The sequence below is a fragment of the Flavobacterium sp. LC2016-23 genome (assembly GCF_009674775.1).
Taxonomy (GTDB): Bacteria; Bacteroidota; Bacteroidia; order Flavobacteriales; family Flavobacteriaceae; genus Flavobacterium.
Genome location: NZ_WKKE01000012.1, coordinates 66,311 through 80,844 on the forward strand (window position 1 = coordinate 66,311; position 14,534 = coordinate 80,844).

At 35.0% G+C, this 14,534-nt stretch carries 11 protein-coding genes; 8 read left to right on the plus strand and 3 right to left on the minus strand.

Going from position 1 to position 14,534, the window contains the following annotated elements:
- Window positions 1–29: 29 nt before the first annotated feature.
- From GJU43_RS11830 to GJU43_RS11840, 3 genes are all read left to right on the plus strand, one after another.
- The gene (locus tag GJU43_RS11830; protein ID WP_154340961.1) at window positions 30–2,057 is read left to right on the plus strand and encodes a hypothetical protein; all 2,028 of its coding nucleotides are present in this window, start codon (window positions 30–32) and stop codon (window positions 2,055–2,057) included.
- 196 nt (window positions 2,058–2,253) lie between these two features.
- On the plus strand, window positions 2,254–3,150 hold the full coding sequence (locus tag GJU43_RS11835; RefSeq protein ID WP_154340962.1) for a LysR family transcriptional regulator: 897 nt from the start codon (window positions 2,254–2,256) through the stop codon (window positions 3,148–3,150).
- A gap of 74 nt (window positions 3,151–3,224) precedes the next feature.
- Window positions 3,225–4,190 carry a YeiH family protein gene (locus GJU43_RS11840; RefSeq protein WP_154340963.1) on the plus strand — a complete coding sequence of 322 codons (966 nt, stop codon included), beginning with the start codon at window positions 3,225–3,227 and terminating at the stop codon, window positions 4,188–4,190.
- An 8-nt stretch (window positions 4,191–4,198) separates the two neighbouring features.
- On the opposite strand, the gene GJU43_RS11845 is transcribed toward GJU43_RS11840, so the two are convergent.
- A complete protein-coding gene (locus tag GJU43_RS11845) occupies window positions 4,199–5,152 on the minus strand; it encodes a hypothetical protein (RefSeq protein WP_154340964.1) in 954 nt (317 codons plus the stop codon).
- 336 nt (window positions 5,153–5,488) lie between these two features.
- On the opposite strand from GJU43_RS11845, the gene GJU43_RS11850 reads away from it, so the two are divergent.
- Together GJU43_RS11850 and GJU43_RS11855 are read left to right on the plus strand one after the other, a co-directional pair.
- Window positions 5,489–6,490, plus strand: coding sequence for a cellulase family glycosylhydrolase (locus GJU43_RS11850; protein WP_154340965.1), 1,002 nt, complete (start codon window positions 5,489–5,491; stop codon window positions 6,488–6,490).
- A 204-nt stretch (window positions 6,491–6,694) separates the two neighbouring features.
- A complete protein-coding gene (locus GJU43_RS11855) occupies window positions 6,695–7,693 on the plus strand; it encodes a zinc dependent phospholipase C family protein (RefSeq protein ID WP_154340966.1) in 999 nt (332 codons plus the stop codon).
- A 120-nt stretch (window positions 7,694–7,813) separates the two neighbouring features.
- Here the strand turns inward: GJU43_RS11855 and GJU43_RS11860 are convergent, their stop codons facing one another.
- Both GJU43_RS11860 and GJU43_RS11865 read right to left on the minus strand, forming a co-directional pair.
- A complete protein-coding gene (locus GJU43_RS11860) occupies window positions 7,814–8,839 on the minus strand; it encodes a low specificity L-threonine aldolase (RefSeq protein ID WP_154340967.1) in 1,026 nt (341 codons plus the stop codon).
- 75 nt (window positions 8,840–8,914) lie between these two features.
- Window positions 8,915–11,005 carry an LTA synthase family protein gene (locus tag GJU43_RS11865; RefSeq protein ID WP_154340968.1) on the minus strand — a complete coding sequence of 697 codons (2,091 nt, stop codon included), beginning with the start codon at window positions 11,003–11,005 and terminating at the stop codon, window positions 8,915–8,917.
- Between the two features lie 211 nt (window positions 11,006–11,216).
- Between GJU43_RS11865 and GJU43_RS11870 the strand changes: the two genes are divergently transcribed.
- From GJU43_RS11870 to hisG, 3 genes are all read left to right on the plus strand, one after another.
- Window positions 11,217–11,879: a response regulator transcription factor gene (locus GJU43_RS11870; protein ID WP_154340969.1), complete on the plus strand. Its 663-nt coding sequence runs from the start codon at window positions 11,217–11,219 to the stop codon at window positions 11,877–11,879.
- 3 nt (window positions 11,880–11,882) lie between these two features.
- Window positions 11,883–13,271: a HAMP domain-containing sensor histidine kinase gene (locus tag GJU43_RS11875; RefSeq protein WP_154340970.1), complete on the plus strand. Its 1,389-nt coding sequence runs from the start codon at window positions 11,883–11,885 to the stop codon at window positions 13,269–13,271.
- A 324-nt stretch (window positions 13,272–13,595) separates the two neighbouring features.
- Entirely contained in the window at window positions 13,596–14,453 is an 858-nt protein-coding gene (gene hisG, locus GJU43_RS11880) for an ATP phosphoribosyltransferase (protein WP_154340971.1), read from the plus strand.
- Window positions 14,454–14,534 lie beyond the last annotated feature (81 nt).

The following is a 14,534-nucleotide window of genomic DNA, read 5'->3' on the forward strand; positions in this document are numbered from 1 at the left end:
CTGAGAACTGCCACTGCAAACTATAAAATATGACTACAAATACGATTTTATTATTATTACTTTCTTTAGTAATAGCTGGTGGTTTGTCGTATTTTCAATATTATTTTAAAGCCAAAAGTAAATCCAATGTGATGGTACTTTTGGCTTTTTTGCGTTTTTTAGCCATTTTTGCTTTACTTGTGCTGTTGATCAATCCGGTTATTACTAAAAATGAATGGGTCGTCACCAAAACACCTCTGGCAATTGCAGTTGATAATTCAGCTTCGATTACAGCTTTAAAATCAGATAAAAAAGTTACTGAATTGTACCAGGAACTGGTTTCAAATCCTGCACTTCAGGAAAAATTCGAAATTCAGTCGTATCAGTTCGATGCAGATCTAAAGCCTTCAGCAATATTTGATTTCAAAGGAAAACAGACCAATTTAGATGCCGTTGCACAGAGTTTAAAAAGCATCAACAGAAATATTATATTTCCAACCGTTATCATAACAGATGGAAATCAGACGACAGGAAACGATTATGTCTATCGTTTTGATCCGCTAAATAAGGTCTACTCTTTAATTGTCGGGGATACCACTACTTTTTTCGATCTAAAAATCAATCAGCTCAACGTTAATAAATACGCTTTTCACAAAAATAAATTTCCGGTAGAAGTATTTCTGCAATATGCCGGAGATAAAAGCACAACAGCAGATTTTTCAATTGTTCAGGGAAATTCGGTTATTGCGAAGGAGAAAGTTTCTTTTTCATCTTCTAAAAAAACGGCTACTTTAAATTTGCTTTTACCGGCGGATAAAGTGGGATTGCAGGTTTTTAAGGCCAGTATTTCTTCTAATACAAAAGAAAAAAACAGTTACAATAACATCAAGAATTTTGCTGTGGAAGTCATTGACCAAAAGTCGGTCATAGCCATAGTTTCGGCCATAAATCATCCCGATATTGCCGCACTCAAACGTTCAATTGAATCTAATGCTCAACGTAAGGTAATATTAGTCAAACCTAATGAAATCAATTTATTACAGGATGTTTCTGTTTTGGTTTTATACCAGCCAACAGCCGCTTTTAAACCCATTTTTGACAACAATAAATTAGCCGGAACCAATACGTTTATTATTACCGGAACCAATACCGATTTTAATTTTTTAAATCAGCAGCAAAACAATCTGATCTTTAAAATGAGCAATCAGAGAGAAGATTACTTAAACGAATTTCAGTCGCAGTTTAATCTGTTTGCTATTGATAATATCGGTTTCGAAAATTTCCCGCCTTTGCAAAATTTATTCGGTACGATCAGTACAAATGGAAATGTATCGGTTTTACTTTCTTCAAAAATCAGAAACGTGTCTACCAATGCGCCTTTGCTGGCTTTCGCTGAAAATCAGGGCAAAAGAACCGCTTTTCTTTTAGGAGAAAACAGTTGGAAATGGCGTTTGCAAAGTCATATCGATCATCAGTCTTTTGAAAAGTATGATGTTTTTACGGATAAAATAATTCAATATTTAGCATCAGCAGCGTCAAGAAAATCATTGGTTGTAACGCACGAAAGTTTTTATAATTCCGGAGAAGCCATAGTAATCAACGCACAGTACTTCAACAAAAATTACGAATTCGATGAAAAGGCAAGACTTACCATAAATGTCACCAATGCTGTAACGAAGCAAACCAAAAACTACGATTTGCTAAAAGGAAACAATTCTTTTTCTGTGAATCTGGACGGTTTGCCTGCCGGGAAATATAATTTTTCGGTAAAGGAATTAAATACAAACACAAGTTATACAGGCCATTTTGAAATTTTGGATTTTGACATCGAAAAACAATTTGTGAATCCTGATGTTTTGAAATTAAAACAATTGGCTTTGCAAACCAATGGAAAAGCCTTTTTTCAGAATCAGGCAGCAGAGCTGATTAAAACACTTTTAGAAAATAAAGAATACAAATCGATAGAAAAAAACAACTCAACGAAAACACCTCTAATTGATTGGGTTTGGTTGTTAATTTTGATTGTTGCTTTGCTGACAACCGAGTGGTTCGTCAGAAAGTATAATGGATTACTTTAAAAAGCTACAAAGGTTCAAAGGTTCATAGGTTCAAAGGTTCATAGGTTTTGAATAGATCGAAGATAGTGAATCAAATACTGCCAGGTTCATCCCAACAGGAGCTTAATTTGGTTAAAGTCATTAAAATCTTAGTTATAAAGTTTCAAAATTTTACTTAACTTGAAACCTTAAACATGAAACAAAACGAACTCATACAATGGATTTCAGGCTAAAAGTATTTCACACCGTTGCGCTCAGGCTCAACTTTACAAAAGCAGCGAGCGAATTGTATATTACACAGCCGGCTGTTTCCAAACACATTCAGGAATTAGAAGAGACTTACAAAATCAAGCTTTTTGAACGAAACGGTTCTAAAATAGCGTTAACTCCGGCGGGGGAAATTTTATTGAAACACACCAAAAATATTTTCGAAATCTATCGCAAAATAGACTTTGATATGAGTACGTTTGTGAGCAAACGTCAGGGTTTACTGCGTCTGGGATCAAGTACCACGATTTCCCAATATATTATCTCTCCCGTTCTGGCCCGTTTTCACCAGCAGCAGCAGGAGATAAAAGTCAATTTGCTTAACGGAAATACGGAACAGATTGAAAATGCTCTAATTAATAAAGAAATTGAAATCGGAATTGTAGAAGGGCAGTCTAAAAATCAGTCCATCAAATACATTCCGTTTTTAAAAGACGAATTGGTTTTGGTTTGTAATAGTAAAAATCCATACATTCAGCAAAATGAAATTTCATTAGACGATTTGAAAGCAATGAAATTTATCACGCGTGAACGTGGTTCCGGAACACTTGAAGTTATTGAGTATGCCCTAAAACAAGTTGATGTTAAAATAACGGATTTACAAATCGAAATGCAGTTAGGCAGTACCGAAAGCATTAAATCCTATTTGTTGAATTCAGATTGTTTTGCTTTTATGTCTGTACATGCAGTGAGTAAGGAGTTGAAAAATAATGAATTAATGGTATTGGATGTGGATAATTTAACTATTGAAAGATACTTTTATATCATTACATTACTCGGTAAAACAGATCCTTTATCTGAATTATTTATTCAGAACATGTCGGCTTATTATAACCTGAAGTTATAGTCGATTGTATTTTACGATTGGTAATTACAATATAATCGACAGACCTTTGTCATGTAATTATCAGGTAATATATTTTGAAAACGCAAGAACAACCCGTCGCACATTTAGTAGAAGTAAGTATTTATTTCCAACAGGCCCTTTTTGGTCTGATTGTAGTTTTGTGTTTATTTTCGGTTATTTCCCCGCCAGTCGCTTTGCTATTAGGAGTTTTAATGGTCAATGTTTTTGGGAATCCATTTTTAGCCTTCAATTCTAAAGCAATTACATTTTTGCTTCAATTTTCGGTAGTGGGCCTTGGTTTTGGTATGAATGCAACCAGTGCGCTTTCAGCCGGGAGAGAAGGTTTTCTACTGACTATATTTTCAATTTTAAGTACCTTAATTTTCGGGACTTTATTAGGAAAGTGGTTTAAAACAGATCAAAAAACTTCGCATTTAATTTCCTGCGGCACAGCCATTTGTGGAGGAAGTGCCATCGCAGCCATTTCTCCCGTAATCAAATCCAATGAAAGTCAGACCTCAATTGCTTTGGGGGTAATTTTTATCTTAAATTCGATAGCCTTATTTGTATTTCCGTTTATTGGACATCAACTGGATTTATCCCAGAGAGAATTTGGATTATGGTGTGCCATTGCGATTCACGATACCAGCTCTGTAGTGGGTGCGACCAATAAATACGGTGCCGAAGCCCTGCAAATCGCCACAACAGTAAAACTGGCCAGGGCTTTATGGATCATTCCGATTTCAGTTTTTACAGCGGTTTTATTCAAAAATAAAAACAGTAAAATCAAGATTCCTTATTTTATAGGATTGTTTGTTTTAGCCATGCTTTTTAATACGTATGTACCCGCAGCAGCATTTATGGCTCCTTCTATTGTGGGTGTTGCCAAAATTGGCTTAACGATTACCTTGTTTCTTATCGGGGCAACCTTAAATGTGAATACGCTGAAATCAGTAGGAGTGAAGCCTTTACTTCAGGGTGTTTTTCTCTGGATATTTATTGCTGGTTTGGGATTGGCTTCAATTTTATATTTCCATTAGAAACGGCGTTATTTTACATTTAAGAATTTTACAATCGGCTTTGCAGTCATCTTATATGATTTTCCTTTAAAAGAAAAGCGCTTTTCAATTTCAAAAGTAAACTGTTTTTTCGTTTTTGCCATTGCTGCTATTTCAGCCGGGAGATTTACTTCAAATTCATCTTTGGCCTGTGCAGTTTTATTAAAAGAACCTTTTGTTTTAATCACGATATCCCTGAAATGTTTTTTAGCAGGATCATTTACCACAGTGTAAGAACTTGACCAGGTTACGCTTTCAACGTTGGTAAGTTCATAATCATGGACTTCCATAATCGGTTGATATTTGCCGTCAAATCCGGCGACAAGATACAGCGTACCTTCAAATGGACCTCCGCCGCCGCCATTGACATGCAATAAAGTAAAAGCATACTGGTCTTCTCCAATTTCTGTAAGTTTAGGCTTAGGAGCCTGAGCAAAGGCGCCAAACGCTGCAACGCCAGGCTGAAAAGATCTCATTTCCCAGATGTTATTGTTTTTCGCAAACTTCGCAACACCTACTAAACCTCCGGAAAATCTGCTGGTTTGCAATCCGTCTTCATCGTAAACGGAGTGGTTAAAAAGCAGCAATTTGAATTGATTTCCTTTTGAATCCGTATAATCCAAATTAGAAAGTAATCGTGTCGCAACGCCTCTTTCGTAAGGAAATATCTGATCTCCTTCCTCACCATTTACATCTGTGTAGGAAGCCGTTTTACAGTTTTTACACTTCCAGCTTATAAAAGTATTACGATCCGATAGCTTGTATAACTTACCCGGAAATAATTGCTGCATTGTTTTTATAGCATCCAGCTCACCTGACACGGCCAGAATTCTTTTGGTATTTAAGATGGTGTCACTAACGTTTTTTAGTTGCACAATGTCTTCTTGTGCCGAACAAACAGAAACAAATAAAAAGGTAAAAACAAAAGCTTTAATTATTTTCATGTGGTAGTAGTAAGAGTAATTTATAAAATCAAATTTACATTGTTTTTTGTTAGTAAACCTTAGAGAAATCCGCTCTTTTTAAAGAAATTATATACGCTCCGTTTTACAACGCAGAGGTCTTTGTTAATAAAATGCTTTCATTTAATTTAATAAATATTGTTATTATTTTATTTTTTTAACACAAATGGTAGTGTAAGTTTATTTTTAACAAGTTAAAATGCATTTTCTGTATTATAGTTTGATAAAATAGCATCGGTTTTATCTTACTTAAATTTAAACATTTGCAATGAAGATTTTACAAAACACTAACTTCATTAACCACTAAAAAACTAAAGTATGAGAAAATCAGGTTTTATTACCAAAATGTTTAAAACAGTACATGTTTTATTTTTAGCCGTAAGTATATCGTTGTTTATCAGCTGTGAGCAATCGGAATCCGATCAGACTGCTCCGGACGCCAAAGCAGTAATTACGGTATCCAATTCAGGTTTAACTTCTAAAACAGCATCAACAGCGGGAGATATTGGAAACGGAGTTAATCTTCAGCCCTCTTATTACAATGGAGGCAATTGTGATTTGGGCTGGACGCTGATGAAACAAAATACTAAAATTCAGACGGTACGAATTGAAGTAGAACCGGGACAGGAGAATAATGCAAAACGCTGGATATCCGAAGCCAAAGCAAATGGCTATAAAGTTATTGTCACCTATCATAAAGCAACTGTTTTAGGTTCCGATAGTGCATCAGAGCTTCTGGCAGCAGGAACCTGGTGGAAAAATAATTACAATAACCTGGGTGGCGGTTTCATCGTAAATTTAATGAACGAATGGGGAAGCCATAACATTACTCCCGCCGCTTTTGCATCTGCTTACAATGCAGCAATTACAGAAGTCCGTAAAGTATACAGCGGAAGTATCATCATCGATATACCGGGTTGGGGACAGGAAACGGCAACTGCAGCCTGCGCGGTGAAAGGCTGTAATTCTGGTCAGACAAAAATTAATGACACAAAAATTATCCTCTCTGCACACGTATATCCCGGAGCTTACAATCAGGCCAAAGGCCGTTATCTGAACAATTCGGATCTGGATGACCTGGCTTCTTCGGGCAGAGCATGTATGCTGGGTGAGTTTGGCAGCATTGGCGGTTCGGGTGCCGATTGGTCCGGTATTGTAGATTATGCAAAATCGAAAGGTTGGACCGTAATAGGCTGGGCGTGGGCTGGAGACGGAATAGGTATGAATATGATCTCGCCTCAATTTCAGTCTTTTACAAGCGGAAGTCCTAAAACGTATGCGAAATCTTCGTATTTTAATACGGTTTATAATAAGCTGTAAACCGTAAAAAGAGTATTTTAATCCTTCTGAAAAAGCTTCAGAAGGATTTTTAGCCTGGAATTTCGAATGAAAACAAGTCTGTTATTAATTTTGCAGTATACTTTTGATTTTGATGTACTTAATTAAATTAACAGAATATTTATTAGTATTCTTTTGTATTATCCTTAAATGAATATAGATTTGCACTTCTAATAAAAATTGCAAATGAAAAACTTTAAAATGAAACCAAAACTAATCGCTCTTTTGGTATTAGGAATTGGATTCTTGACATTATCATGGGGAATCGTGGGTCATGAACGTATCAATAAAGCGGCTGTTATGGCTTTGCCTCAGCAACTTCAGGTATTTTTTTACAACCATATTGATTTTATTACCCAGGAAGCTTCTGTGCCGGATATTCGTAAATATGCCTTAAATTACAAAGACGAAAATCCAAGACATTATTTTGACATGGAAAATTTTGGCGCTGCCGACAGCATTCCGCAAACAATGGAAGCCGCCAAAAAGAAATACGATGCTAAATTTCTGAATGACAACGGAATCCTGCCTTGGTATATCGAAGATATGATGGCGAAATTAACCAAAGCCTTCAAAGATAAAAACAGAGCGGAGATTTTATTTCTTGCTGCAGATTTAGGTCATTACATTGGAGATGCGCACATGCCTTTGCATACTTCGGCTAATCATGACGGACAATTGAGCGACCAAAAAGGAATTCATGCCCTTTGGGAAAGCAAACTTCCGGAATTATTTGCTAAAAATTATAAATTAAATGTTCCGCAGGCACAATATTACGAAGATGTTCACAAAGCAATTTGGAACATGATCAATGATACACATAGTTTAGCACAGCCGTTACTAGACGTTGATAAAAAACTAAGAACCGGAACTCCGGAAAATCAGGTTTTTAAAATGGATGCTGATGGAAAAGTATTGAAAAGCAAATACAATTCAGCGGTTTTCTCCGATGAATATGCGAAGAAACTGCATGAACAGTTAAACGGAATGGTTGAAAATCAAATGAGAAAAGCCATTACGGCCACTGCCAGTTTTTGGTATACGGCCTGGGTAAATGCAGGAAAACCGGATTTAAGCAATTTAGATGCACCGGCTGTTACACAAAGAAATTATCAGGCTTTGAGAGATGATTTTAAACTGTATCAACAAGGAGACCTGTTCGGAATGAAAAATCAGAACGACTAGTACAGTTTACAGTCTCAGTTTCTGGTTTACAGATATAAAAAAGCCTCAATTTCAGTTGAATTTGAGGCTTTTTATTTGTAATTTTTAATTTTGGTATTACCTTATTTTGACTGTGAAATGCTATGCATTTTTCAGGTCTTCTATAAAAGCGTCAACCATAGTTTCATCTGTAGCCCAGGAAGTAATAAGCCTTACAGCAGATTGTTCTTTGTCAATCGCTTTCCAGACATAAAACAAGTACTTTTCATTTAGTTTTTCGATCACAGCATTGGGTAAAATGGGGAAAATTTGATTTGTTGTCGAATTGGTCAAAAAAGTATATCCCTTTTCTTTAACAACAGCTGAGATCTTCATAGCCATAACATTCGCATGTTTGGCGAGCGTAAAATACAAATCATCTTTGAATAGTTCCAAAAACTGAATCGCCAGTAACCTTCCTTTTGCCAGCAAAGCACCTCTTTGTTTGAGTACATAATCAAAATCTGCTGCAACTTCAGGTCGGTTAAAAACAATGGCTTCCCCGATCAGGCCACCATTTTTAGTGGCACCAATGTAAAACATATCAGTAAGTTGGGCGACATCAGACAAAGTCAGATCATTGTTTTCCGCCGTTAAGGCATGTCCCAATCGTGCGCCATCTAAATAAAGCAATAAATCGTTCGCTTTGCAGCACTCAGATAAAGCAAGAAGCTCAGCTTTAGTGTAGATAGTCCCAATTTCTGTAGAATTGGAAATATACACCATTCTTGGCTTTACGACGTGTGGTCTAAGAGCGTGTTCCTGCAGCGTTAAATGAATATCGGAAGGTTTTAATTTTCCGTCTGTAGTTTCAATAGCAATGACTTTATGTCCCGTTGCTTCTATGGCTCCCGTTTCGTTAGCCGAAATATGCCCGGTTTTGGCACTGATAACTGCTTCGTGAGCACGTAATGAGGAAGCAATAACAATAAGATTGGTTTGTGTACCTCCGGATAGAAAATAAATGACCGCCTCACGATTGTTTATTTTTTCTTTCAGTACATCTTTTGCCTGTATCGAATATTCATCTTCACCATATCCCAATTGCTGTATCAGATTGGTTTCGATTAGTTTGTTTAAAATATTGGGGTGCGCCCCTTCCGAGTAGTCGTTTTTAAAATTGTACATTTTGTATATTTATGATAAGTGCTTTTTCAAAAATACAAAAGTTACTATCATAAATACAGAGCACCACCTGATTTTTTACTTTTGATACTTCTTATTTTTCAATAGATACGAAGCGGTTTGATAAAACGAAACAGTTTCATTTACCAAATCTGTTCTTTCTTGTTTTAATGGCTTCTCATAATAATAAATCTGATATTCCGGAGCAACTCCTTTTTTGGGATTCAGCTCTAATTCAAACTGTTTTACCTGTTGTTTGGGAGACAAAATAGTCAGAATATTATCTTTAATCAGACCTAAATCCTGATACGTGGCAATGAAAGCGCGAGGTTTATAATCCGTTTTTAAAACATCCTGACCAAAAAACTTACTCTCATAACTGAAATGCAATAATCCAAAAACGGTTGGCATCAGATCAATCTGTGACATGAGCTGCGTGTATTTTTCAGGCTTAATTCCAGGGCTGTAAACGAAAGCAGGGATTCTGTATTTGTCCATAGGTAATTCTGTTTTTCCGGCACTTGACGCACAATGATCTGCCACAATTACAAAAACAGTATTTTTAAACCAGGGTTGCTTAGACGCCATTGAAAAGAATTTTTTCAACGAATAGTCAGTATATTTTACGCCGCCGTCACGTGATTTTACATCTCCGGGAATATCTATTTTATTGTTCGGATAGGTAAAAGGCCTGTGATTACTCACGGTCATAATATGATTGAAGAAAGGTTTGTTTTCTTTTGATTCTTTATTCATCACTTTTATCGCCTTGTGATACATATCTTCATCACACACTCCCCATACATTCGAAAATGTGATTTCTTCGGGAGGGAAGCTTGACTTGTCCACAATTTCATAGCCGTTTCCGGAATAGAAATCCCGCATATTGTCAAAAAAAGCATCACCGCCATACATAAATTTTACCTGATATCCTTTTTGCTTAAAAATAGCACCGGTAGAAAATTTGTTTTTATTATCTTCTCTTTTTACAACACTTTCGCCTGCTGTTGGAGGGATGCATAAGGTAACGGCTTCAAGTCCGCGAACAGTTCGGTTTCCTGTAGCGTATAAGTTGGTAAACTGAAGACTTTTTTGAGCTAAACTATCTAAAAAAGGAGTGATGTTTTGATCGTTCCCATACATTTTCATAAAGTCGGCACTATAGCTTTCAATAGTAATAAGGACTACATTTTTATGGTTTTCTGCTGAATCGCTTTCAATTTTTCGGGTTGTATTTTCTCCGGAGATTGTTGGCAACTGCTGTTTTAAAACAGCAAAAGCTTTGTCGTCTGGAATCGTCTTATAAAACTTAAAGTAATCCAGATCGCTGTTTTGAAATGCTAAATAAAACTTGTATAGCCCATTAGATTGTAATTCGTTAACAAAAAGATTTTTAGAATTTTCCGTTAAAGCTAACGTAGGGATTGCTACTAATGAAACCAAAAACAATCCAATATATACAACTGAAATTTTGATTTTTTCAGTAAAGGAAGGAATAGTAGTAATGAAGGCTGTCGAATTTTTCAGAATAAAATAAGTAAAACCCCCTGTCACCAGAAACAAGGCCGAAAAGATTGGAATTACCGGATAAGACTCCATAATATTTCCAATGACTTCATTGGTGTAAATCAAATAATTGACGGCTATAAAATTGTATTTTACACCAAATTCATTCCAAAAGAAATATTCACTCAATCCGTTTTGAAGAATCAATAAAACATATAAAAAGATAACAAAAGCAAAAAGCCAAAATCGGATTTTGTCTCTATGTTTTGGAAGAAAAAGCAAAAGCGCAAAGATGATTGTTTTGATTCCTATAAAAATTAAAACAATTCGTGGCAAAGCACCGCCATATTCGTCAAGAATACTTTTCCCTGATACGATATAAAGAAATAAAGCAATAAAAGCGCCTAGAATAAGATAGCCCCACGGCTTATTATATTTCGAATTTGAAACAAAAATTAAATACAGCCACAAAAACAAACTTGCAATAACAAAAACGAATAGATCTGAAATTAACCCCAAACCAAAGATTTTTATACTTTCAATAAACGAAAAAGAACTTTGCGTTATAGGATGAAAAAATAAGACGACGCGAAGTATAGAACTGATCACAAAATAAAATAAAGCAAGATTGTAAAATGGAGCTAACTTCCTGTATAAATTCATAGTATTATTTTTTTGACAAAATTAAATTCGATTCATTAAATTTAGATTAAGTCAACCTTTTACCTTACTTAGTGTTAACTTAATGTTTGCTTAAGATGTCTATTTTGTTGCGATCTACTGATTTAAAACGTACATCTGAATTTTAAAATATTTATCTTTGACTGGCAAGATAATATAATTTATACAACTAACCTTATTAAAATTAAGTTAAATGCATATTTTAATAGTTGAAGACGAATTAGGCATTGTTCAGTTTTTGCAGCAGGGCCTTCAGGAGGAAGGGTACAAGGTGACGACAGCCAGTGATGGTTCGAAGGGATTTGAATTGACCCAAAGTCAGCAATTTGATTTAATTTTACTGGACTGGATGCTGCCTAAAATTAATGGGTTGGACTTATGCAAAGCCATCAGGATTAAAGATCAGGCGACTCCAATTATATTCCTGACGGCCAAAGATACCGTGCAGGAAACTATTGAAGGTTTAAAAGCAGGTGCAAACGATTATATCAAAAAGCCTTTCAGTTTTGAAGAATTGATAGAACGGATTAAAATTCATTTTCGCAAAGAAAAAGTAAACGAAATTCTTTCTCTGGGAACCATAAAAATTGATTTGTCAAAATACATAGTCGTAAAAAATAATCAAGAAATTTCCCTTACGCAACGAGAGTTTGAATTACTGACTTATTTGATTCGTAATAAAGGAAAAGTATGTACCAGAAATCAGATTTTAAAAGACGTTTGGGACATAAATTTCGAATATGATACTGGTGTTATTGATGTTTTTATGAATGCAATCCGGAAAAAACTCAATCTGAAAATAGAAGAAGATTATATAAAAACAATTCGCGGGGTAGGATACATCGCTAATGATTAAAAAATGGTACCACTTTCTTTTAAAAACAGAATTGCTTTAAACTATATTATCACAACGGGTTTGTTGATTTTTGTGGTTTTCTTCACGATTTATTCTATTATTAAACACTCTGTTTACAGCCATATCGACGAAGGTATTAATGTGGAAATTCAGAATCATCTCAAAGAAATAAGAGAGGTCAATGGTGTTGTAATATTGGTTGATAAAGAAGAATGGGAAGAAAGAGAGCATAATACGGTTGATGTAAACCCTGTTTTTGTCCAGTTTCTGGATATCAATAAAAAAATAGTGGAGAAATCACCAAATCTCAAAACCGAAAGTTTGATTTTTGATGACAGTATTGAAAATTATAAATTATTTGATACTAAAATAAAAGATAACATTATCCGTCAGGTTCAGGTTCCTCTTTTTATAAGATCTAAAAAGATAGGCTACCTGATTATAGGAATGTCGCTGACGAATTCCCGTATGGTTCTTAATAATTTGTTTGAAATCATGTGTCTGGCTTTTCCGGCGATTTTGTTGCTGTTATTTTTTATTGCCCGTTTTTTTGCAGGCCGAAGCATAAAACCGATAAATGAGATCACCAGTATCTCAAAAATGATTACCAGGGAAAATCTTAACACGAGAATTCCGCTTCCCAAAACCAAAGACGAATTATATACACTTTCTAAAACGATAAATAATTTATTAAATCGCATTGAGGATGCCATTGAACGTGAAAAACAATTCACTTCTGATGCCTCGCACGAATTAAGAACTCCTTTAACAGTGATTAAAGGGACGCTTGAGGTTTTAATTCGTAAACCCAGAGATAACAAGGAGTATGAGGATAAAATTAATTTTTGTATTAGAGAAGTAGACCACCTAAATATATTGGCGGATCAGCTTCTTTTGATGGCTCGTTTTGAAAATAAAAAGGCAGAACTGAAATACGAACCCGTTTACCTGAATGCTTTAATTTTAGATGTATTAAAATTGAATTCAGAGAAGATATCCGCAAAAAACTTAAAGGTGAATTTTGATGCTGAGGAGGATTATTTTATTAATTCAGATAATTATCTTGTCATCACTATTTTAAGAAATGTTATTTCAAATGCCCTTAAATATACCAATATCGATGGTGAGGTTTCTATTTTATTATCGCGTCAAAACGAAAGAACATTATGTAAAGTCTCAGATAACGGAATCGGAATTGCAAAAGAAGATATAGAAGCTATTTTTAATCCGTTTTTCCGGTCAGACTCTTCCGGACATCCTGAAATAAAAGGTACGGGTTTAGGATTGTCAATTGTAAAACGCTTTTCGGAACTGCTTCATATCTCGTTTGAAATCGAAAGCAAAATAGGCGAGGGAACTACAGTATCTTTAAGCTTTGATGAAAAAAATTAAATCGTTGCAGTAAAAGGAAATAAAGAAGAAAAAATGGGCTTCAGATATTTTTTAACAATAAACTATCATTAAGTTAAATTAAAAATTGCTTTTTTATTAAATTATCTCCTATATTTGCAACCGAATCAAAGAATTATAAAATAAACCAAGTCATGATTTCTATTCAATTACATCATCATCATTTTCATTATTGCTCTCAGGCGATGTGTTAATGGTATGCATGTAAATCATCATATTTTAAAACCCGTTTGAGTACATCAAACGGGTTTTTTTTTAATTCCAATTCTTTGTACTCAGACTATTAATTCAACAAAAACTAAAAAAATGAGTACTTTAAAAATTGCAATTCAAAAATCGGGTCGTTTAAACGAAGAAAGCATTCAAATCTTAAAAGACTGTGGTATTTCGATCAACAACGGCATCGACCAGTTAAAAGCAGAAGCTTCAAATTTTCCCTTAGAAGTTTTATATTTAAGAAATTCCGATATTCCACAATACTTAATTGATGGTGTTGTAGATCTGGCTATCGTTGGAGATAATTTATTAGTAGAGAAAGGAAAAGGGATAGAGGTGATCCAGAAATTAGGATTTTCTAAATGCAAAGTCTCTGTAGCGGTTCCTAAAACATTAGAATACAATTCCATTCAGGATTTAGCAGGGCTGCGAATTGCAACTTCTTATCCAAATACCGTAAATGAATATTTTAATTCTTTTGGACTAACTGTTGATATTCACCAGATTTCAGGCTCTGTTGAGATCGCACCGAATATTGGACTTGCAGATGCTATCGTTGATATTGTTTCCAGTGGCAGTACATTATTCAAAAACAACTTAAAAGAAGTGGAAGTGATTTTGAAGAGCGAAGCGGTCCTGGCTGTCTCTCCAAAAGTTTCTCCGGAAATTCAAAAGCACATTGATACTTTAAAATTCAGAATCCAGGCGGTTTTAAGAGCCCGAAATTCAAAATATATTCTAATGAACGTTCCCAATGACAAAATTGATGCCGTTGGAAAAATTCTTCCGGTGCTTAGAAGCTTAACGGTTTTGCCGTTGGCTCAGGAAGGCTGGAGCAGCGTACACTCTGTAATTGACAAAGATACTTTCTGGGATGTAATCGATCAGTTGAAAGAAGTTGGAGCAGAGGGAATTTTAGTTTGTCCAATCGAGAAAATGGTTCTTTAGGGTTATCCCGCTTTAGGCTATAGGCAATATGCTTTAAGCCGAAAAAGAAAAACACAAAGTTAATAAAGCTTAAGGCGTACA

Coding starts and splice junctions, on each gene's coding strand:
- GJU43_RS11830 (WP_154340961.1), top strand. CDS start 30: ATGACTACAAATACGATTTTATTATTATTACTTTCTTTAGTAATAGCT.
- GJU43_RS11835 (WP_154340962.1), top strand. CDS start 2,254: ATGGATTTCAGGCTAAAAGTATTTCACACCGTTGCGCTCAGGCTCAAC.
- GJU43_RS11845 (WP_154340964.1), bottom strand. CDS start 5,152: ATGAAAATAATTAAAGCTTTTGTTTTTACCTTTTTATTTGTTTCTGTT.
- GJU43_RS11850 (WP_154340965.1), top strand. CDS start 5,489: ATGAGAAAATCAGGTTTTATTACCAAAATGTTTAAAACAGTACATGTT.
- GJU43_RS11855 (WP_154340966.1), top strand. CDS start 6,695: ATGAAAAACTTTAAAATGAAACCAAAACTAATCGCTCTTTTGGTATTA.
- GJU43_RS11860 (WP_154340967.1), bottom strand. CDS start 8,839: ATGTACAATTTTAAAAACGACTACTCGGAAGGGGCGCACCCCAATATT.
- GJU43_RS11865 (WP_154340968.1), bottom strand. CDS start 11,005: ATGAATTTATACAGGAAGTTAGCTCCATTTTACAATCTTGCTTTATTT.
- GJU43_RS11870 (WP_154340969.1), top strand. CDS start 11,217: ATGCATATTTTAATAGTTGAAGACGAATTAGGCATTGTTCAGTTTTTG.
- GJU43_RS11875 (WP_154340970.1), top strand. CDS start 11,883: ATGGTACCACTTTCTTTTAAAAACAGAATTGCTTTAAACTATATTATC.
- hisG (WP_154340971.1), top strand. CDS start 13,596: ATGAGTACTTTAAAAATTGCAATTCAAAAATCGGGTCGTTTAAACGAA.